Source organism: Paraburkholderia lycopersici (assembly GCF_900096975.1).
GTDB lineage: Bacteria > Pseudomonadota > Gammaproteobacteria > Burkholderiales > Burkholderiaceae > Paraburkholderia > Paraburkholderia lycopersici.
The window spans coordinates 90,518-111,403 of record NZ_FMYQ01000023.1 but is presented as its reverse complement, the minus strand read 5'-3'; the positions used below and the strand labels follow the sequence as shown (position 1 = coordinate 111,403).

Genomic DNA, 20,886 nt, shown 5'->3' with positions numbered 1-20,886 from the left:
TTGCACGCGCGATCCTTTTAAATAGCGCATCGGAAGTCAAGGCGCAGTGCTTTTCAACAGCCTGCTAGAGCATGTTAGATGGCTTCAGCGCTAAAGCGCAGCGCAAAGTTGGCCGCCTCGATGAACGCCCGGGACAGATATGGGTTGCCATTCTCTGTGTTGCCTTCGCCTTTCTTCTTGCCGTTGCTTATACGCTGGCTGTCCACGCATCGCGCATAGGAAGCGAAGTTACCGGCGCTGGCGAAGCGCTCGATGGTGCCCACCTCCAGAAGAATGACAGTTGCAAGCGTTTGGCCGATGCCCGGCACTGTGGTCAGCAGGTCGTAGTGCGCGTCTGGCGCGACCTTTTCCTGAAGACGCTTTTCCACGATAGCGATCTGCGCGGAGAGCGTCGTGATGACCGCGACGTTGGCCCGAAGCGCGAGCTCAACGTCCTCTGGCAGGCGCATTTGTTTGATGGCTTCTTCGTCGAGTCGGATGACCTGATGGCTCGTGATTCGCTTGCCGAACTGGCGTGCCGTGATGTTCTCCACCGCGAGAATGTGGGTCGTGCGGCTTCGCACGAGCTGCATGCGCTTCCTCGCAAGATCACGGACAGCACGCTGTTGTGGTGGCAGGATGGTCCCTGTCGGGAGTATCCCCAGGCGCAACAGGTGAGCCAGGTAGCGCGCGTCGGTCTCATCACCACTGTGCTTGAGCCCGTCGTACTTCCTGATCGCGGTGGTGTTGGCCAGATGCACCACGAAGCCGGCCGCCTGCAGGCCGTCGACAAGCCAGTACCAGTTATACGTCGATTCGATTACGACGCCAGCCAGCTCGGCCTGCCACGGGGCAAGGAACGTCAGGATCCTGGCCAGCTCGTTCGGTAGCCGCTTCTCGGCGACCACGCGGTCCGTTTCGTCGATCACGCTCACCACACTATTGTTCGAATGCAGGTCAATGCCGCTATAGTTCATGATGGACCTCCTTCCGGTTAAAGCGCTGTTGGCAAACTCACTTTAACCCCGTCGCCCGGCAGAGCGGTGGAGGAGGCCCGCTAGATGATTTTCAATGCAATAGCTGCCGGAGCGCATCAATTGCATTCGGTCTGAAGTAACGGATCGCGTCTTTGATTTCCTTCAGTGTCGATATCAGGATTCACGTATGTCCCGTGCCGAACGTCTCCTTCAACTCCTTCAAGTGTTAGGTCGTTATCGACGCCCCGTGAGCGGCCAAATTCTCGCTGATGAGCTCGGCGTGAGCATCCGCACGCTATATCGGGACATCGGTAGTTTGCAGGCTCAGGGAGCGATGATCGAAGGCGAGCCAGGCATTGGCTACGTGATGAAGCCCGGCTTCATGCTTCCACCCATCATGTTCCGCTCAGAGGAACTCGATGCCTTGGTGCTTGGCATGCGCTGGGTGGCCGATCGTGGTGACAAGGCGCTTTCGGCCGGCGCGCTAAGCACGCTTGCAAAGATAGCCGCTGTACTGCCCGCTGAACTATGTCGTGAGCTTCAGGAATCTTCGCTGCTGGTCGGCGCGCCGTTGACAAGACCCGCTCACACAATCTCGCCGGACCTGCTTCGTGCCGCGGTCCGTGCAGAGCAAAAGCTCGAAATTACTTACGTGGACCGCAGCGGAATTCAATCGCGACGCGTTGTTTGGCCCTTTGCGCTGGTGTATTTCGATCAGGCACGAGTGCTGATGTGTTGGTGCGAACTTCGAACTGGTTTTCGAAATTTTCGTTCGGATCGGATCTTGAGCGTCGAGCAAAAGCCGGAGCGCTACCCAAGGAGGCGCTCCATACTGCTTCGAGAGTGGCGCAAATTCAACCAGGTCGCCAGTCGCACGATACTGCCAGAATCTGACAGCATCTCACATTAGACTGAAGCTCTTTTTCCAGCAAAAGGAGCTGAAAATGAAGCTTGCATCGGTTAGATTGGTTACCTCGGATATCGAACGGCTTGTCGAGTTCTATCAGAGGCTTTCCGGGATCGAAGCTGTACGGCTGGCCGATGGGTTTGCCGAAATGCGATTCGTGAGCTCGACGCTCGCGATTTCATCTGAGAACCTGATCAAGCTTTTCAATGTCGGAGCTGCTACTGCCGCAGCCAATCAATCGGCAATCCTGGAGTTCGAAGTGGAGGACGTGGACGTGGTGTTCGAACGGATGAAAGCTTCCGGTGCAACCATCGTGATGCCGACGACATTGATGCCTTGGGGCAATCGCTCGCTCCTGCTGCGCGACCCGGATAGGAATCTCGTCAATATTTTTTCTCGACCCGGGCGTTGAGAAAGCCGAGCTGCAGGAAGAAAAGATTTGCGGCACACATCGATACACGCCTGAGTGAAGGTATGCGCACCGAGGCCATCAACAACAATTAGCCGCTAAGCAGACGTCGGTCGCCGAAATTTGAACGGCCGCAATGGGGTGCGGATTCAACCGGTCGATGCAACACCCTTGCTGCTCGCGCAGCCTTTCGCAGTGGCACGACGCAGGTCGCTCTAACACTCCGGCAAATCCAACAATTTCGGTCTTAAATCCGGCGAGTCCAATTTATTTGGTCCCGCGTCATCTGTCGCGTGACCGAATTCGTTGGCAACTCTTTGATTTTAGGGGACGCTCGGTCCAACGAATTCCGTTCCCGTGCGCAAGGTCTGCCGACACGATGAGCAGCGTCAGAATGCCCGTGCCGATCATGCCGGTCGGGGTGCCGATCGACAGCACCGCGATGAACGCCTGATCCGATATGTCGGCGCCTGGGCGCGCGTGCGCGAGCGTGGCGACGATTAGCGCGACCAGCGCGGCGTCGGCGGTGGCCGTCATGATCCGCGAGTCCGTGCGGCAGTCGAGACTGTGGCTCGTCCATGCCCAGACGAGCAGCAGGAACGACAACGCCCACACGATCCACACGCCGAAAGCGTGCTTGCGCGCGCGCCGGCGAAAACCCCATGCGAGAAACGCGAAGCCCGCGACCCACGCATGACAGGCGAGCATCGCGAACAGCTCCTGCCACGACTTCCAGATGCCGCCGCTGATCCGCAGGCCGTGTCCGACCGCCGCCGCCATGAACGACAGCGCCCATAGCGCGACGTGGAAATCGAGCTCGAAGTCCTACCACGCGACCAGCAGCGCGATGCCGAAAAGCAGGCTGATGACGACGATGCTCGCCGATTCGATGACCGTTGATAGCACGCGGTGTTGTACGGGCCGCGCAGGGCCGGTAAAGATGGCCGTGAAATGTGGCCGTGAAATGCGACCGTGAAAGACGGCCGTAAAGCGACGCGGCCGTGGCTGCGGCGACGCTCGCACTATCGCAACGTCGGCATTAACGTCAGGCCGGGCGGGAAACTTTAGGTGTCCGCCGCGCCGTCATCGCACGCGCGGTTTATTGCGCCGGCGAAGCGCCCGCCGCATCGCGATGCATCATGGCGGGATCGTGCCCTGCCATCGCGTCATGGCCGTGATCCGACAGCTGTGCGTCGAACCACTGGTGCAGCGCGGCGACGAGGCGAGGCTCGTCCGAGCGATAGACGATCTCACCGCCATCGGGCAGGTCGCGATAGCGAATCGACAGTTCGCCCGGCTGCGCGGCACGCAGCGCCGCGAGGCCGGGCATGTCGTTGCCGTGGATGTGTGCCGGCGCCGCGAAATCGCCCGCCGAGAACTGCCGGGCGATCGCCGCCAGATGCCGGCGGATAAGCGTGACCTGCTTCGGGTCGTGGCGCTTCGTGACGACCTGCTGAACCCCGCCGTCGGCGGTCTTCGTGAAGATGTGCGTGGTGGCGGCGACGGAGAACGGCATCACCCGCGCGCCGCGTTGCGCGACCGCCTGCTGGCGAGCCGCGACGTCGGCCCTCGCGGGCGGCGAAAGAAGCGCTGCGGCAGGCAGGAATGCGGCCGACGCCATGATCACGGTAGCTGACAGGTTTTTCATCGCGTTCCCCGTTCGAAAGCGCGCTCGCGCTCGAGCGCCGGTCATGGCGCAACGCCGCAGATGGCGCAGCCTGCTGGCGTTCGTCGCGTGCCCGAATCGTGGCCGAATCGCGGGCGAACCGCGGCAAGCCGGCATCCGGTGCCGCCTTCCGGCGCTCACCCGCGGCCGGGTCCATGGTACCCGGCCGGTGCTGCCCGTGCCGCCTAGAAGCGATGCCGCACGCCGGCCGCCGCGCCGATCTGGTTCGGCGTCGACGATGCCGCAAACAGGCCGCCGATCGACGTGGCGTTGTTGATGACGTTGCCTCGCCCGTCATTGTAGAGGCTGCCGGACGCATGCTGATACACGCCGACGAGATAGACGTCCGTGCGCTTGCTCAGCGAATAGTCCGTGCCGAGCAGCACCGAATGCCATTTCGGCGTGCTCGACGTCGTGCCCGACCCGCTCGTCTTGCCGAACGTGAACGTGTAGTCGCCGAAGAGCGCGAGCGCCGGCGTGAGCTTCCAGTTGCCGTTCACCTCGATGTTGTCGAAGCGGGCATCGAGCGGACGGGCCTTGCTCGCGAAATAGCTGTTTTCCAGCTGCGTGTGCGTCCACAGCACGCCGAACGTGCCTTGCCCGATCGCATAGCTCGCGCCCACCCCGAACACGCGATGCACGCCTGCCGGAAGCGGATCGTCGACAGCCGCGCCGGACTGGTTCAGGCCCGACGGATTGTTGTTCGACTGGTCGTAGGCGGCCGCCACCTTCAGCGGCCCGGTCGAATAGGCCGCGCCCACGCTCCACGCGCGGCCATTGTCGAACTGGCCGGGGTCGTTGCTGAAGCCGTAGAGCCCGCCGAAATGGAATCCCGCATAGTTCGCGCTCTCGAACTTGACCGTGTTGGCGACGGAGCGTTGATTGCTGAGGTTGTCGTTGTCCAGCGGATGCAAGCCCAGGTTGACGCCCGCTCCGCTTCCCGCGATGGACAACGGCGCGAGGTAATCAACGACGGAATCGAACTGGCGGCCGAGCGTCAGCGTGCCGTAACCGTCGTTCTGCACACCGACGAACGCCTGGCGATTGAACAACGATTCGTTGCGCGAAAACGCGCCGTTACTGATGGAGAAAGCGGACTGAAGGCGGAAAATGGCGCGATACCCGCCGCCGAGATCCTCGGCGCCGCGCAGGCCAAAATAGGTATTCGACAGCGCGCCGTTATATTGCTGCCACACGCTATGGCCGCCGGCGTTGTTCAGATAGAGCAGGCCGGCATCGAGCGACCCGTAGAGCGTGACGCTGCTTTGCGCCTTCGCCGAAACGGCGAACACGCCGCACAGCGCGAGCGCAGCCAGTTTTATTTTCATGCGTTTTTCCCCAGGTTTAAAAGGCAATGGATTGCCGCCGTCGTCGCGGCGGCTTATGTCTGGACAGGCAACTCGCGTGCCAAAACCGTTTTAATTTAGAGCGCGTTGATTCGATGGATTTATTCCCGCATTGGCGTTTTTTTAAAGCGCCCGTCCGCATGGCAATGTCGACATTGCCGATCAATGTCGAACATTGTGTGAGCGCGTTCATCCGCACGTTCGCCATGCCAATGCCAATGTGGAATGCGCTCACGCCGCGCGTACGCGGAAGAATCCGACCGCTTCCAGAAGCGTGTGCGCCTGCGATGCCAGCGCACTCGTCGCGGCAGCCGACTGCTCGACGAGGGCCGCGTTGTGCTGCGTGACGTGATCCATCTGCGACACGGCCTGGTTCATCTCCTGAATCCCGGTCAGCTGCTCGGTGGAGGCCAGCGTAATTTCTTCGGTGATGGTCGCCACATCCCTGACCGAGCGCACGATGCCGTTGATGATCTCGCCCGCGCCCTCGACCAGTTGCGCGCCTTCGCGCACACGCGCGGAGGATTCCGAAATGAGCGCCTTGATTTCCTTGGCCGAGCTTGCGCTTCGCTGGGCCAGCGCGCGCACCTCGCCTGCGACAACGGCGAATCCGCGGCCCTGCTCGCCCGCGCGCGCCGCCTCCACCGCCGCATTGAGCGCGAGAATGTTCGTCTGGAACGCGATGCCTTCGATCACTTCCACGATGCTGCCGACCGTCTCGGAACTGTTCGATATTCCGCGCATGGTCAACGTGACGCGCTCCACGGCGTCCCCGCCGCGTTTGGCTTCCGCCGCCGCCTTGCGGGCGAGTTGGCTCGCGCGTTCCGCGCTGTCCGAATTCCGCCCGACCGTTGCCGCGAACTCCTTCATTGCCGCCGCCGTCTGTTCGAGCGACGCAGCCTGCTCCTCGGTGCGGGACGACAGGTCCGTATTGCCCGACGCGAGCTGCGTCGCGGCCGTCGCAATGGCGCTCGTGCCGGAGCGCACCTGGGCCACGATGTCCCTGAGGCTTCCGCTCATGCCGTCGAGCGAGCGAAGCAGTTGTCCGGTCTCGTCGCGGGTCTTCGCGGCGATGTTGACGGACAGGTCCCCCGACGCCACGACTTTCGCCACGTCCACCGCCTGAATGATCGGACGCGTGATGGTGCGCGTGAGCAGGATCGACAAGGCCGCGCCGAGTATCAACGTCAGCGCGCCGAGCGCCAGCATGAAATAGACGGACGAGCGGATTTCGCCGACCACCGCATGGCTGCGCAGGTCCGCATGCGACTTTTCGAGCGCGACCAGCTGATCGCTCGTGTCGCTCAACGCGGCCAGCGCCGGAATCGTCTTTTCCATCGTGACCTTCAGCGCGGCGTCCTGGTCGTGCTGCGCGATTGCGGCACTGACCCTGGCGAGCGCGGCCATCAACACGTTCCGGCGTTCGCGCAGCGTGCTCAGCAACTGCTGCGCCGACGCGGAACGATCGGCATTCCCGATCGCGTTGAGAAATGCCGCGTTCTCTTTCTGGTTGGCGGCGATCCGGTCGAGAAGCACTTTCACGGATGCATCGTCGTGCGTCAGGATCAGTTGCAGCGAATAGCGCGCATTCATCTGAGTGCGCTTGTCGATGGCATGCGCCGCGGTTGCGCTGTTGAAGTCGCTTTCGACGAGCAGCTGCGTGTCGTGCTCGATGCGAACGAGCTGATACACGCCGACGGCGACGATCATCACCATCAGGAAGAGGACGACAAAAAACCCCGTACCGAGACGGACCCCGATTCCCATATTGTTGATTATGTTTTTCAAAGCCTTGGCCTTTCACGTAAGCCGGGCGTGCGCCGGCCGCTACCGCGGCTCGCACAACAACGTTTGCCCCATCGCGCGCATGGCGCGAACGGAACCGCAGTCAGCAAGACGGGGCCGAAGACGGCCCCGGCGGACACCCTCGCTCGTTCTTCGCGCCGCTCAGTAGGACTTGTACGGCAGGAATTTTCCGGAAAGCACCACGTTGACGCGGTCGCCCTTCGGATCCGGCTCGCGCTGGATGTCCATCGAAAAGTCGATCGCGCTCATGATGCCGTCGCCGAACTCCTCGTGAATCAGCTCTTTAATGGTGGTGCCGTACACGCTCACCAGTTCGTACCAGCGATAGATCAGCGGATCCGTCGGCACGGCGGTCGGCAGCGAGCCCTTGTACGGCACGATCTGCAACCACGCGACGGCCTCGTCGGACAGCTCGAAGATTTCGCCGACGATGGCTGCCTGCTTCTGGTCCAGCTGCATTTGCCCGAGACAGGCGGCCGTCGTCCACTCCTTCGCCATCCCAACTTTTTTGGCGACATCGGCCCACTTGATGCCCTTGCGAACCTTCGCCGAAACGATCATTTCGGTAACTTGCGCGCGACTCGAAATCATGTTGACTATCCTCGAAAAAACTACCACTGGAAAAATTAAGCCGTCATGCCTGCACGAAGTGCGCGGCCCTGTTCGAACTCCGTGACGTTGTCCTGGGCGAGACCCGGACGAACGATCTGCGTCGTTCGGTGCGCGTCCCGGCCCTGCTCGATATCCTGCTGGATCGTGGCGGACCGTCTCACGAGGAAATCGATCAGGTAATTGCGGATCCGGTAAAACTGCGGATCGTGGATGAGCGTTTCCCTCGTCCGGTCGCGCGGCATCGTATTCACGACGATTTCCGCCAGCCGCGCGCGCGGGCCGTTGCTCATCAGGAAGATGCGGTCGGCCAGCAGGATCGCTTCGTCCACGTCGTGCGTGATCATGAACACGGTCTGGTGCGTCGCGAGGCAGATGCGCAGCAGCTCGTCCTGAATGACGCCGCGCGTCAGCGCGTCGAGCGCGCCGAACGGCTCGTCCATCAACAGCATCTTCGGCGCAACGGAAAACGCGCGGGCAATGCCGACGCGCTGGCGCATCCCGCCGGAAAGCTCAGACGGCTTCTTGTCGATCGCGCGCGTGAGCCCGACCATGTCGAGAAAGCGGCCGGCGCATTCCTCGACCTGCTGGCGCGTCCAGTCCGTATAGCGCGAGCGCACGGCGAATTCGACGTTCTGCCTTGCGGTGAGCCAGGGCAGCAGCGCGTGGCCCTGAAACACCACGCCGCGATCGAGGCTCGGGCCGGCGATCTCCCGCCCGCCCATCACGGCGGCGCCGCCGCTTGCCTGTTCGAGGCCGGCGAGAACGTTGAGAATCGTGCTTTTCCCGCATCCGGAGTGGCCGATCACGCAAATGAACTCGCCGCGCTCAATGCGGAAAGTCACCTCCTCGAAAACCGGAGGCAGGTCGGCACGATACCGTTTCGACAGGTCGTCGACCTCGATGAACGCGCCGCCGCTCGCGCCGCGATTGTCATTACTCTGCATAGGTCACCTTCTTTTGCAGGTAAACGAAGAACTGGTCCAGCAGCATGCCCACCACGCCGATCACGAGGACTGCGAACAACACGTTCGTCAGCGAAAGGTTGTTCCACTGATTCCAGAGAAAATATCCAACGCCGGTGCCGCCGACCAGCATTTCGGCCGCCACGATCACGAGCCATGCGATCCCCATCGAGATGCGCATGCCCGTGATGATGGTGGGCGCGGCGGCCGGCAGCACGATCTGCAGGGCCTTGCGTAGCGGCGAGACTTCGAGCGTGCGGGCGACGTTCAGCCACTCGCGCCGCACGTTGGCGACCCCGAACGCGGTGTTGATCAGCATCGGCCACAGCGAGCAGATGAAGATCACGAAGATCGCGGAAATCGACGCGTCCTTGATCGTGTACAGCGCGATCGGCATCCACGCCAGCGGAGAGATCGGCTTGAGCAACTGGATGAACGGATCGAACGCCCGATACAGCAGCGGCGACATGCCGATCAGAAAACCCAGCGGAATCGAAACGGCCACGGCGAGCAGATAGCCGCCCGCAACGCGTATCAGCGAATGGGCCAGCTGAATGCCGATGCCCTTGTCGTTCGGTCCATGGTCGTAGAACGGATGCGCGAGGTTTTCGGCGGCGACGGAAAAGAACTGAGCCGGCGTCGGAAAGCCGTCGCCTTTCTGCGCGGCCGGCTGGTCGCCGCTCGCCTGCCCCATCAGCAGCGCGTATTCCTTCTGCTCGGGCGTCATCGGCGCCTGCCGGGCCTCGTTGCCCGCCGTCGTCGCGAACTGCCAGCAGACGAGCACAATCGCCACCATGAAAAGCGACACGAGCGCGGCTTGCAAACGGATGGAAGACTTCATTTCATATCCCTCGAATCAGGCCCCATGAATCGGGCCCCATGAATCAGGCATGCTTGATGGCAAAACCGGCGAGATACCCGGCCGGGTCGGCAGGATCGTAGTCGCGGCCCATCACGGTGAACTTGCGCATGCCGGTCGTCATCGCGTCGTGGGCGACGTCCTGTCCGAGCGCCTTCATCTGCGAGCGCGCGTCGGTGAGCAGAAAGACCTTTTGCGCGAGCGCGTCGTAGTTGACCGGCTTCTTGATGTAGCCCCACCGCTGCATCTGCGTGAGCATCCACGTCGCCATCGAGTACCACGGAAGCGGCTGGAAATCGGTCCTGTCCGGCTGGTCGCACACGTGGCCGAGCCCGTCCGCGTAATGGCCGTTGAGCGCCTGCAGAATGACGGTTTCCGGCTGGTTCAGGTAGTTCTGGGTCGAGATGGCGCGCGCGATCGCCGGACGGTTCTCCTGCTTGTGCGCGCTGGCCGACGCTTTGAGCAGCGCCCGGTAGAGCGCGGCCATCGTGTTCGGATTCCTGTCGATGAAATCCTGCGTCACGCCGAACGCGCAGCACGGGTGGCCGTTCCAGATGTCGCGCGACAGGATGTGGATGAAGCCCACCTGGTCGTACACCGCGCGCTGATTGAACGGGTCCGGCCCGAGGAACCCGTCGATGTTTCCCGCGCGCAGGTTCGCGATCATTTCCGCCGGCGGCGTGACGCGCAGCTGCACGTCGCGATCGGGATCGATGCCATGCTCCGCGAGGTAGTAGCGCAGCAGGAAGTTGTGCATCGAATACTCGAACGGAATCGCGAACTTGAAGCCCTTCCAGTTCTTCGGATCGCGGTTGTCCTTGTGCTTGAGCGCGAGCGTGATCGCCTGGCCGTTCACGTTCTGGATCGCGGCGACCCGCATCGGCTGCCCCGCCGAGCCGAGCCCCATCGAAATGGCGAGCGGCATCGGCGCGAGAAAATGCGAAGCGTCGAGTTCGTGGTTCAGCATCTGATCCCGAACCAGCGCCCACCCCGCGGTCTTCCTGAGCGTGACGTCGAGGCCCTGCTCCCGATAGAAGCCCAGCGGGTCCGCCATGATGAGCGGCGTCGCGCAATTGATCGGGATGAAACCGATCTTCAGGTCCTTCTTTTCCAGCGGCCGTTTTTCTTCGGCCATCGCCTGCAGGTCGGCCAGCGGAAGCACGCTGGCAATCGCGGCGCGCGCGGCATTGACGCCGACTGCCCGCAGGAACCGGCGGCGCACCGCATCGTGCGGAAACAGCGCGCGCACGGCGGCCATTTCGAGGAAGTTGCGCGACAGGGTTTCGGCATCCTGCGGCGAGACGCGCGACGCGGCACCATGCTCTGCATCATGCTCGTGCTGGCTCGCGTGCATGCCGCACGCGCAGCGCGCCAGCGAATGGTCTGGACTGTAGGGACGATACGGATTTTCGTCTTTCATGGTTCGGTGCACCTGGTTCGATCCGGACTCCGGGTTGGCCGCACGGCGGGCGGCGGCACGACAATCAGGCCACGAGCCGCTGCCTCGCGAGGCCCGCCTCGATCCGCGCGATCACGCGCCCCTCGACGCGCTGCTCCATCTGCAGCAGGCCGTCTGCGGCGCCGCACGCGCTCCACGTACCGTTCGGGCTCGGCGTGCCGTGAACCACGATCGGAAAGGCGCGGGTCTTCAGACGGATCAACGGCGTGCCGTGCACGTACCCGGCATGCTTGCGTTCGAGCGCGTGATGCGCAAGCACCTCGGCTTGGCGCACGATCGGCTCGATGAAGCGGCACGGAACGCCCGCGACGCTGATGCAGTCGCCGATCGCAAGGATGTCGTCGACGCTCGTCTGCATGGTCATCGGATCGACGACGATGCCCCGGTCGAACGCGAGCCCCGCCATTCTCGCGAGCCGCGTCGGCGTCACGAGGCCCGTTGCGGCCACGACTTCGTCCGCGCTGATCTGCTCGCCGCCCTGCATCGCGATGACCTTGCGGCCGTCGTCGGTCTCGCCGATCGTCTCGATGCGGCGCACGCCGAGAAATCTCACGCCGGCTTCCTGCAGGCTCGCGAGAAGCCGGTCGGAAACGGCGGCCGGCACGAGGCCGACCAGTGGTCCGGCGTTCACGTCGATGAGCGACACGGTGTGGCCCGCGCGAGCAAAATCCTCCGCAAGCTCGCACCCGATCATTCCGGCGCCCACGATCGCGACGTGCTTTTTCGCGCCGTCCAGACGCGCGTGAAGCCCCGACCATCCCGCGAGATCGTTGATGCGCCAGCACAGCGACGCGGGCATCTGCTCGGGCAGCGCGGGGCGTGCGCCTTGCGCGATGACGAGCTTCGTATAGCGGATCGCGCCCCGTGTGGTTCGCACCTGATGAACCGAAGGAGAAATCCCGACGACGAACGTGTTCGCCATCAGCCGCACGTTCAGACGACGGGCGGCGCTAACGCCCGATTCGCGCACCAGGTCCGCGGGCTTCAGCCTGCGCCCGAGCGCGACCGACAGTTCCGGCTTCAGATAGCGATCGCCGCTGCACGCCGTCACCATCGTGATGGGCACGGCCGGGTCCAGCGCCCGCAGCGCCTCGGCTGCGCTCCAGCCCGCGATGCCGCCGCCCACGATCACCACGCCGCGCTCGCGCGACGGCGCAACGGCGGCCGTCCCGGCCGGCTGCGGCGCGCACGCGGGCAGCTCGAACGGTTCGAAGTCCGCCTTCACCACGCCGCACAGCGGGCAGACCCAGTCTTCCGGGATGTCCTCGAAACGCGTCCCGGGGGCGAGCCCGCTGTCGGGGTCGCCCTTCTCCTCGTCGTAAATCAGGCCGCACGCGCGGCACAGGAACTGCCGCCACGGCAAACTCGTCGGCGTACTCATGCAGGCACCTCTTCCTTCGAAAGGCGATCCATCTCCCAGCGCAGATGCTTGATCGCCGGCGTCACGATGGCCACGAACTGCGCCTCGCGCACGCGCCGTTGCGGCGCGGCGCTCGTCAGATAGCCGCGCGCGCCCTGATGCATGAGCGAGGAGTTCGCAGCCCGCAGCGCGAGTTCGGCGCCCTGCACGCGCGCGTCGAGAACGTCCAGCAGATAGTCTTTGCTGCCGTCGTACGGCGTTTTCGCAAGCCGCGCGACGCGCCCGCCCAGCTCGTCGTATTCGGCCTGCAGTTCCGCCGCCCCGTCTTCCAGAAACTGGTTCACGTGGCCGAGCACCGGCTCGACTTCGCGGATGGCGTCGAGGCTGCCTTGCGCCACGCCAATCGCGATGCCGGCCTGGAGCAGCACGAACACCGCGCGGATTCTCGCGATGAACGCACGCGCGGGGTCGGCGATCATCGCGTCTTCGCTGACGAGGTAGTTGTCGAGGCGCACGCCCCACGTGCTCGTGCCTTCCATGCCCGAAAACTCGGGGCACGGCCGCAGCACCACGTCGGGCGTGATGTGCAGCAGGAACATGATCTCGTGCGACAGCGAACCGTCGTCGCGATATACCCCCGCCATCGCGCCGCAGTACTGTCCGGGCGCGATGTGGCTCACCCACGGCAGCGCGCCGCTCACGCGATAGCCGCCGGGCACCTTGACCGCGCGCAGCAGCATCTTTTCGATGCCGGCCAGCGCTTTCATCGGATTCGAAAGCGCCGTGCCGCCGAACGTGCGGCCCATCGTGTGATCGTCGAGGAGTGCACCGGTGAGTGCGGGATTGCCCGACTGCTCCATGTACAGCCCGCAGACGTCGTGCGCCCAGGTGAGGAACCCCGTCGCGCCGCAACGGCGGCTCACGGCGCGCATGGCGTCGAGCGCGAGACCGACGCGGTTGCCGCCCCGCGCCAGATGCGCGCCGAAGGCGCCGGCGGCGCCGAGCGAGCCCATGATGTCGAGCGGGTAATAGCCGTCGTGATCGATGCGATGCGCGGCTTGCGCGAGCGGACCGTCGGCGATGGCCGTCACGTCTGCCATCACCTGCGAGTCGGACCGCGCCGGCTCGATCGGGCCGCGAGGAAATTCAACCGCGTTCATGGTGCGATACTCCCGTTAATCAGAATGATGGCGCGCGCGCCGGCTCAGTCCGCCAGCGAGATGCTGAACGGAACGGGATTGCGCATGGTGTTCGCGACCGGCGAGAAGTAGTTTGCGTGCTTGACGATGTCGTCCAGTTCTTCGCGGCTCGCGTCGCCCTCGATCAGCACCTTCACGCGGATTTCCTGGAACCCCATCTGCAGCGGCAGACGCTCGGCGCCGCCTGCGCCCCACGCCGCGGTGTTGCCGATATCGGCTTCGAGGAAGATTTCGAGGCGCGAGAGCTTCACCTGCCGATACGTCGCGACCGCGGTGATGCCCACGCTCAGGCAGCCGCCCAGCGCCGACAGCGCGATTTCGCCGGGTGCGGGCACCGTGTTCTCGCCGAACAGATGAAGCGGCTCGTCAACGACGACCGGGTTGTGCGTGCCGACGTAGCTCCACGAGCGGAACTGACCCTGCATGACCGTATGAACCTTGTTGCTGCCCTTGCGCTCGGGGTTCTCGCGACCCGACGCGGCGAACTTCAACAGGCCTTCGCGATCGATCGGGCGCAGGTAGGTAGTGACGGTTTCGGTACTCAAGGTAATTCTCCTGATGACAAACGGTGCATGTGAAGCCGGAAAACGATCTGTGTGACCGCACACCGGTTATTGCAACGACTGTGCCAATCGTGAGAATTTTCTTTATGCCTATGTTTTTATTATTCTTTTTATATTCCCGATGCCATTTCCCGAATGGCGTCCAGCGGGGATCGCGTGTTTACAATGTCGACAATCTGTTTACCTTTGCCCGCAGTCGATTATCCGTGCACCTTCTGCCACCGATAGGAAAACTGCCGCGCCGTCATGCCCAATAGTTGTGCAGCGCGCGACTTGTTCCCACCCGCGGCCTGCAACGCATGCCGCAGTTCCTCCGCCGAATGAGAGTCGTTCGCCATGTACTGGCGCACGGCCGCGCTCGCCGGCACGACGGGAAGGCTCGCGGCGCGGGAAGGCTCGGCCGCGTGCGCGGGCTCGGCTTCGGGCAGGAAATGCCGGAGGTCTGCCGCGTGAAGAATGGGCTTTTCGGCGAGCAGCACGACGCGTTCGATAAAGTTCGAGAGTTCGCGGATATTGCCCGGCCACGGGTGCGCTTCGAGGCGCGCGAGCGCATCCGGCGCAAGATTGACGTTGCGCTGATTGGCCTGATTCGCGCGGCTTAAGAAGTGCAATGCGAGTGCGCGAATATCGCCCTTGCGTTCGGCAAGCGACGGCAGGCGAATCGGAATGACGTTGAGCCGGTAATACAGATCCTGGCGAAACTGCCCATTCGCGACGTCTATCTCGAGGCTTCTGTTCGTGGCGGCAACGAGCCTCACGTCCACGCGGATTTCGCGCTTGCCGCCAAGACGCGTGATGGTTCCTTCCTGCAGCGTCCGCAGCAACTTGCCCTGCATGGACAAAGGCAGTTCGCCGATTTCGTCCAGAAAGATCGTCCCCGACGACGCCTGTTCGAACAGGCCTTCGCGCGCATGGGTCGCGCCCGTGAATGCGCCGCGGTCGTAGCCGAACAGCTCCGATTCGAACAGCGTGTCCGGAATGGCCGCGCAGTTCACCTTGACGAAGGGCTTGTCGCTTCGCTGGCTCGACAGGTGCAGCGCCCGCGCGAACAGCTCCTTGCCCGTGCCCGATTCGCCGAGCAGCAGCACGCTCGCCGACGCGTCCGACACGCGCTCCAGTTCCGAGATCGCGCGCAGGAGCGCGGGCGAGGTGCCGATGATTCCGTACTTCGCGCTCTCGTGCTCCAGCGCATGCATCAGTATTTCGTTTTGCTCTTCCAGCGCGCGGGTCCTCGCCTTCATCATCGCTTCCAGCTGGAGAAGCTGCCCGGACAGGGTCGCGAGAATCCGCAGGATCGACACGTCGCTCGAAAGCGTTCGATTGCGCGTGCGAATCCGGTGGCATGCAAGAACGCCGATATTGCGGCCCTCGATGCGGATCGGCAGCGCAATGAACGAGACGGGTCCGGGCGGAAGCCGGTCGCGCGGCACCGCCCGCGCGAGGAAGAGGTCGTCGAGGTCGATATCCTGGACGATCACGAGCTGGCCGTGCCTGAGCACGTGGCCGGTCACGCCTTCGCCGACCTTGTATTTGCCCCGTTCGATCTCCTCGGGCGTCAGGCCGTACGCGTAGCGGATCCTGCAGGTGTCACCCGTTTCGTCGAGAAGAACGACGCGCCCGCGATTGAGTCCGAGCAACTCGGACATGAGGTGAAGCGTTTCTCGCAGCACCACATCCGGCGACAGGCTTTTTCCCACCAGACTCATGATCTGCTGAAGAAGCAGCATTTCCTGCTCGCGCCAGAATGCCGGAGAGTCACTCTTGTAATTCGGCAAGCTCATCTCACTGTCTTTTCCGCGCCGTTCGCAACAAAATCGTGAACCGAAAAGCGCCGCCGCCGGATTCTCCATGAAGACGGCCGCGCGCGGCGAGCTGCGACCTCTGTTCGAGAACGGATTGGAGCTTGCGATGAAGCCGCTGCACGGTTTTATGCAGCTTCAATAGCCGACACCACGTCAGGATTGAAAATCCTGTGCGGCCATTATCACATTGAAATATCGACCGACGGAAAACGCCAAAATAAATGATTTTCACGCACGGCGTAAAACCGCCCCGTGAAAGAACACGCAAAATGGCGCGACCGCGGTCGCGGCGCGCCGTTGCGGTCATGCGCGCGCGCTGCGATCCGGATCGCGGCTCCGCAGACGCAGCAGCCGCTGCTGCAGGTCGGCCAACGGCTCGGTGAGCGTCTGCCTCTCCCCCGCGAACACGGTGCCCGTGTCGCCGTCGAGCGTGATCCGGTCGCCTTCGCGCAGCGTGGCTTCGCCGATCTTCACCGTGTCCGCAACCTCGTCGATGACGAGGTCGGTGCAGCCGACGAGACACACCTTGCCCATCTGCCGCGCGACGACCGCCGCATGCGCGGTACGCGTGCCGTTGCACGTGAGCAGACCGGCCGACGCCTGCAATGCCGCGATGTCCGCGGTGTCGGCATCGCGCCTCAACAGCAGGATCGGCTCCTGCCTGCTGCGTTCGAGCGCGCGCGCCGGATCGAGCACGATCGCGCCCGTCGCCACGCCGATGTTGCCGCTCGCCGCATGCGCCAGCGGCACCGCGCGGCCTGTCCTGCGCCATCGACGAGGCGAACCGTCACGAGGCTCGCCACGTCGATCGAAGCCGTGCGCTCGCGCGCGACTTCCGCGCTGATGAGCCCTTCGTCGAGCATGTCGAGCGCGATGCGCACCGCCGCACGCGTCGACCGCTTTCCGCTGCGCGTCTGCAGCAGGTAGAGCTGGCCCTCCTGCACCGTGAACTCGATGTTGACCTGCCCCCTGCAAACAGGGCCAACCGGAGTCTAGTAAAGTTCGTTTTCGGAGAAGAAGACGAACATGAAGAAGCGCTTTACGGAACAGCAAATCACCGGGTTTCTGAAGGAAGCCGAGGCCGGTATGCCGGTCAAGGAACAGGAAGCACGGGTTCAGTGACGCGTCGTTCTACACCTGGCGCGCGAAGTTCGGCGGCATGGAAGTCTCGGAAGCCCGCCGGCTCGAGGACCTCGAGGTGGAGAATGCCCGGCTGAAGAAACTGCTGGCCGAAGCAATGCTCGATATGGAAGCGTTGAAGGTCGTCGTCAAGGGAAAGCCCTGAGCCCGCAAGCCAAACGCGAAGCAGTGTCGGCGATTCGGGAGAAGGTCAACCTCTCCGAGCGCCGCGCCTGCCGGCTTGTCGGGCTTTCTCGCAGCGTGCTGCATTACGACGCGAAGCCGGACCACGAGAATGAGGTGCTAGCAGCGCGTCTGGTGGAGTTGGCGCACGAACGTCGTCGATTCGGCTACCGCCGACTGCACGCCCTGGTGGAACGCGAAGGCACGCACGCCAATCACAAGCGCATCTATCGCCTGTACCGTGAGGCAGGGCTGGCTGTCCGTCGCCGTCGCAAGCGCCACGGCGTAATGATTGAGCGCGAGCAACTGGCATTGCCGGGCGCACCCAACGAGGTGTGGTCAATCGATTTCGTGATGGATGCGCTTTCCAACGGCCGGCGCGTGAAGTGCCTGACCGTGGTCGACGATTTCACGAAGGACGCTGTCGACATCGTCGTCGACCATGGTATCTCAGGTTTGTATGTCGCTCGGGCATTGGAGCGTGCAGCTCGCTTCCGTGGCTATCCCAAGGCGGTGCGAACAGACCAGGGACCCGAATTTACGAGCCGCGCGCTTGACCAGTGGGCGTATGCGAACGGCGTCACTCTGAAATTGATTCAGGCGGGCAAGCCAACGCAGAATGCGTACATCGAATCGTTCAACGGCAAGTTCCGCGACGAATGCCTTAACGAGCACTGGTTCACGACGCTCGCGCACGCTCGGGCTGTCATCGCGGCATGGCGTCAGGACTACAACGAGCAGAAGCCGGCTTTTTCAATGTCTCGTCCGCATCCGCACGACACAGACAAAGCTTTCTACCCTATCACCGCATGCCGATAAAGCATAACGTGGCCCATCGGACAATAAAGCATAACCTGTCCAAGTGGCCACTTTATGCTTAACGGCACAAACGTCCAGGAACTTGATGGAATAACGAATGGTGGGCCGGGTGGGATTCGAACCCACGATGTCCTTTCGGAGGCGGATTATGAGTCCGCTGCCTGCAACCAACACGGCGTCCGGCCCACGAAGCTACGAAGCGTAGCGACAACGAAACAACGAACAGATCAACAAAAAAGCCCGGTCCACCCAAAGGCCGGGCTTTTCGATGACAGGCCGACATACTACACGAAAGCAGGCCGGCCTGGCCATCTTGCACGCGACTTCCGTGCATTAAAAACTAACCAGTCTCAATTTCCTTCAAGGAAGGACTTGAGCTTGTCCGAACGGCTCGGATGGCGCAGCTTGCGCAGCGCCTTCGCTTCGATCTGGCGAATCCGCTCGCGTGTCACGTCGAACTGCTTGCCCACTTCTTCGAGCGTGTGATCGGTGCTCATCTCGATGCCAAAGCGCATGCGCAGCACCTTCGCCTCGCGCGGCGTGAGCGAATCGAGCACGTCCTTCACGACGTCGCGCATCGACGCATGCAGCGCGGCATCGGCGGGCGCAACCGTGTTGTTGTCCTCGATGAAGTCGCCCAGGTGCGAATCGTCGTCATCGCCGATCGGCGTTTCCATGGAGATCGGCTCCTTCGCGATCTTCATGATCTTGCGGATCTTGTCCTCGGGCATCTCCATCTTCTCGGCGAGCGTGGCCGGGTCCGGCTCGAGACCGGTTTCCTGCAGGATCTGCCGCGAGATGCGGTTCATCTTGTTGATCGTCTCGATCATGTGAACCGGAATGCGGATCGTGCGCGCCTGGTCTGCAATCGAGCGCGTGATGGCCTGACGAATCCACCACGTCGCATAGGTCGAGAACTTGTAGCCGCGCCGATATTCGAACTTGTCCACCGCCTTCATCAGGCCGATGTTGCCTTCCTGGATCAGGTCGAGGAACTGCAGGCCGCGGTTCGTGTACTTCTTCGCGATCGAGATCACGAGACGCAGGTTCGCCTCGGTCATCTCGCGTTTCGCCTGGCGTGCCTTCAGTTCGCCGGCGGCCATCTGGCGGTTGGTTTCCTTCAGGTCCTTGAGCGGCAGCACCACGCGCGCCTGCAGGTCGAGCAGCCGTTGCTGCTGTTCGCGGATCGCGGGGATGTTGCGCGAGAGGATGCCGCTGTACGGGTGGCTTTCGGCGACGATCTTGTCCGTCCAGTCGAGGTCGGTTTCGTTGCCCGGGAAACGCGCGATGAACTCCGAGCGCGGCATGCCGCACTTGTCCACGACCGTATGCAGAATCTGGCGTTCGACCTGGCGCACTTCATCCACCTGGGCACGCAGCGTGTCGCACAGGCGCTCGACGGTGCGCGCCGTGAAGCGGATCGACATCAGCTCGTTCTGAATGGTTTCCTGCGCCTTGAGGTAAGACTTCGACTTGTAGCCTTCCTTCTCGAACGCACGGCGCATCTTGTCGAACCATTCGCTGATGAGCGCGAACTTCTCGAGCGAGGCACGCTTGAGGGCTTCGAGCTGCGCCGCGTTGGCCGTCGCCTGCGCCGCGCCGTCGTCCTCTTCCTCCTCCTCTTCTTCTTCCTCTTCCTCTTCTTCCTCTTCGTCCTCGTTCTCGATCTCTTCCGCTTCCTTGGCGTTGAAGCCGTCGGTGTCTTCGGCGTTCGGATCGATCAGGCCGTCGACGAGTTCGTCCACGCGAATCTCGTCGTTCGCGACGCGCTCGGCCATGGCAAGAATGTCGGCGATCGTGGTCGGGCAAGCGGAGATCGCCATGACCATGTGCTTGAGGCCGTCTTCAATGCGCTTGGCGATCTCGATTTCGCCTTCGCGCGTGAGGAGTTCGACCGTGCCCATTTCGCGCATGTACATACGCACCGGGTCGGTCGTGCGGCCGAATTCGGAGTCGACGGTCGAGAGCGCGACTTCCGCTTCTTCTTCTACTTCGTCGTCCGAAGAAGCGTTGGGTGCGTTGTCGTTGAGCAGCAGCGTCTCGGCGTCGGGCGCCTGTTCGTAGACGGCCACGCCCATGTCGTTGAACGTGCTGATGATGCCTTCGACCGCCTCGGTCTCGGTGAAATTGTCCGGGAGGTGATCGTTGATTTCCGCATACGTGAGGAAGCCGCGCTCCTTGCCGAGCTTGATAAGCGCACGCAGCTTCGTGCGGCGTTCCTCGAGCTCCTCGACGGTGCCGGGCTGCGACGACGCGAACGCGTCCTTCAGCAGCGCCTTTTCCTTCGCTCGCCGGTCGCGCGCACGGGAGGTCTTTTCGACCTTGCCCGCCACGGGCGTGCTGTCTTCGCTCTGGCTTGCGTCGTCATCGACGGGTACTTCATTCAGCTTTTTCGTCATGGAGTTCGCCGTACCGGCTATAGTCTCGACTCGCGGCTGCTGGACAACAGCCTCTTGAACCGTGGATACTTGAGCCTCGCGCTCTGCCGCATCGTCCGCGACGGCAGGCACTTCCCTTGCACTTCTCGAACCGGACCGCTTCGTTGCCGGTTGGGTCGCGGCTTTCGCCGCACGTACAGGCGCCGCTCGCGCAGCCGAAGCAGCCATCGACTTCTTCCGGGTAGCCGGTTCAGAACGGTTGGTGGACCCAGTAGTACCCGACGAACGGGCGGAAGAACTGGCAACTCCGGCCTGTGTGACCTTGCTGGTCGGCTCCGTCGAGCCCTTGCCTGTCGCCTTTTTTCCGCCTGTAGTCTTTGCCATTGCCATTCCGCCCTTGCTGAAGAACTGGACATTCGCGGGTTACCCCAACCCGCTAAATCCGCCCGGAAAAACAAAAACAAACCGCTGAAAACCTGTT

17 protein-coding genes, 1 tRNA gene and 3 pseudogenes are annotated in these 20,886 nt (G+C 62.9%); 3 read left to right on the top strand and 18 right to left on the bottom strand.

Going from position 1 to position 20,886, the window contains the following annotated elements; genetic code table 11:
• Window positions 1-80: 80 nt before the first annotated feature.
• Window positions 81-956 (bottom strand): annotated as a pseudogene (locus BLU17_RS22710) (IS110 family RNA-guided transposase); the annotation flags it as partial.
• Between the two features lie 187 nt (window positions 957-1,143).
• On the opposite strand from BLU17_RS22710, the gene BLU17_RS22705 reads away from it, so the two are divergent.
• Both BLU17_RS22705 and BLU17_RS22700 read left to right on the top strand, forming a co-directional pair.
• Complete coding sequence (locus tag BLU17_RS22705) at window positions 1,144-1,866, top strand: helix-turn-helix transcriptional regulator (protein WP_092001610.1); 723 nt, start codon at window positions 1,144-1,146, stop codon at window positions 1,864-1,866.
• Window positions 1,867-1,900: 34 nt separating this feature from the next.
• The gene (locus tag BLU17_RS22700) at window positions 1,901-2,275 is read left to right on the top strand and encodes a VOC family protein (RefSeq protein ID WP_092001607.1); all 375 of its coding nucleotides are present in this window, start codon (window positions 1,901-1,903) and stop codon (window positions 2,273-2,275) included.
• Window positions 2,276-2,554: 279 nt separating this feature from the next.
• Here the strand turns inward: BLU17_RS22700 and BLU17_RS22695 are convergent, their stop codons facing one another.
• The 15 genes and pseudogenes from BLU17_RS22695 to BLU17_RS22635 all read right to left on the bottom strand — a co-directional run bounded on the left by BLU17_RS22695 (window position 2,555) and on the right by BLU17_RS22635 (window position 16,656).
• Window positions 2,555-3,052: a hypothetical protein gene (locus tag BLU17_RS22695; protein WP_092001604.1), complete on the bottom strand. Its 498-nt coding sequence runs from the start codon at window positions 3,050-3,052 to the stop codon at window positions 2,555-2,557.
• 319 nt (window positions 3,053-3,371) lie between these two features.
• Entirely contained in the window at window positions 3,372-3,920 is a 549-nt protein-coding gene (locus BLU17_RS22690) for an aspartate carbamoyltransferase (protein ID WP_092001601.1), read from the bottom strand.
• A 203-nt stretch (window positions 3,921-4,123) separates the two neighbouring features.
• Window positions 4,124-5,266 carry a porin gene (locus tag BLU17_RS22685; RefSeq protein WP_092001598.1) on the bottom strand — a complete coding sequence of 381 codons (1,143 nt, stop codon included), beginning with the start codon at window positions 5,264-5,266 and terminating at the stop codon, window positions 4,124-4,126.
• 249 nt (window positions 5,267-5,515) lie between these two features.
• Complete coding sequence (locus BLU17_RS34735; protein WP_483874361.1) at window positions 5,516-6,304, bottom strand: methyl-accepting chemotaxis protein; 789 nt, start codon at window positions 6,302-6,304, stop codon at window positions 5,516-5,518.
• Window positions 6,296-7,051: pseudogene (locus BLU17_RS34730) on the bottom strand (MCP four helix bundle domain-containing protein); the annotation flags it as partial. The gene BLU17_RS34735 and the pseudogene BLU17_RS34730, both read right to left, overlap by 9 nt.
• A gap of 180 nt (window positions 7,052-7,231) precedes the next feature.
• A complete protein-coding gene (cynS, locus tag BLU17_RS22675; protein ID WP_092001592.1) occupies window positions 7,232-7,681 on the bottom strand; it encodes a cyanase in 450 nt (149 codons plus the stop codon).
• 35 nt (window positions 7,682-7,716) lie between these two features.
• Window positions 7,717-8,646: an ABC transporter ATP-binding protein gene (locus BLU17_RS22670; RefSeq protein WP_092001589.1), complete on the bottom strand. Its 930-nt coding sequence runs from the start codon at window positions 8,644-8,646 to the stop codon at window positions 7,717-7,719.
• Window positions 8,636-9,505, bottom strand: a complete 870-nt coding sequence (gene ntrB, locus BLU17_RS22665; protein ID WP_092001586.1) for a nitrate ABC transporter permease — start codon at window positions 9,503-9,505, stop codon at window positions 8,636-8,638. Before ntrB ends, BLU17_RS22670 begins: the two co-directional genes overlap by 11 nt.
• 43 nt (window positions 9,506-9,548) lie before the next feature.
• Complete coding sequence (locus tag BLU17_RS22660; RefSeq protein ID WP_092001583.1) at window positions 9,549-10,943, bottom strand: CmpA/NrtA family ABC transporter substrate-binding protein; 1,395 nt, start codon at window positions 10,941-10,943, stop codon at window positions 9,549-9,551.
• A 64-nt stretch (window positions 10,944-11,007) separates the two neighbouring features.
• On the bottom strand, window positions 11,008-12,363 hold the full coding sequence (rd, locus tag BLU17_RS22655; protein ID WP_092001580.1) for a rubredoxin: 1,356 nt from the start codon (window positions 12,361-12,363) through the stop codon (window positions 11,008-11,010).
• On the bottom strand, window positions 12,360-13,502 hold the full coding sequence (locus BLU17_RS22650; protein WP_092001577.1) for an acyl-CoA dehydrogenase family protein: 1,143 nt from the start codon (window positions 13,500-13,502) through the stop codon (window positions 12,360-12,362). The genes rd and BLU17_RS22650 overlap by 4 nt, the downstream gene beginning before the upstream one ends.
• Before the next feature lie 44 nt (window positions 13,503-13,546).
• Window positions 13,547-14,086 carry an OsmC family protein gene (locus BLU17_RS22645; RefSeq protein ID WP_092001575.1) on the bottom strand — a complete coding sequence of 180 codons (540 nt, stop codon included), beginning with the start codon at window positions 14,084-14,086 and terminating at the stop codon, window positions 13,547-13,549.
• Window positions 14,087-14,304: 218 nt separating this feature from the next.
• Complete coding sequence (locus BLU17_RS22640) at window positions 14,305-15,885, bottom strand: sigma-54 interaction domain-containing protein (RefSeq protein WP_245746974.1); 1,581 nt, start codon at window positions 15,883-15,885, stop codon at window positions 14,305-14,307.
• A 1-nt stretch (window position 15,886) separates the two neighbouring features.
• Window positions 15,887-16,213 (bottom strand): hypothetical protein, encoded by a 327-nt coding sequence (locus BLU17_RS32580; protein ID WP_143189318.1) that lies wholly within the window; start codon window positions 16,211-16,213, stop codon window positions 15,887-15,889.
• Window positions 16,210-16,656: a PEP-utilizing enzyme gene (locus tag BLU17_RS22635; RefSeq protein WP_092001572.1), complete on the bottom strand. Its 447-nt coding sequence runs from the start codon at window positions 16,654-16,656 to the stop codon at window positions 16,210-16,212. The genes BLU17_RS32580 and BLU17_RS22635 overlap by 4 nt, the downstream gene beginning before the upstream one ends.
• A gap of 276 nt (window positions 16,657-16,932) precedes the next feature.
• Between BLU17_RS22635 and BLU17_RS22630 the strand changes: the two are divergent.
• Window positions 16,933-18,027 (top strand): annotated as a pseudogene (locus BLU17_RS22630) (IS3 family transposase).
• Between the two features lie 98 nt (window positions 18,028-18,125).
• Here BLU17_RS22630 and BLU17_RS22625 read toward each other — a convergent pair.
• Window positions 18,126-18,213: transfer RNA gene (locus BLU17_RS22625), tRNA-Ile, on the bottom strand.
• A 164-nt stretch (window positions 18,214-18,377) separates the two neighbouring features.
• Entirely contained in the window at window positions 18,378-20,789 is a 2,412-nt protein-coding gene (gene rpoD / locus BLU17_RS22620) for an RNA polymerase sigma factor RpoD (protein WP_092001569.1), read from the bottom strand.
• Between the last annotated feature and the right edge of the window lie 97 nt (window positions 20,790-20,886).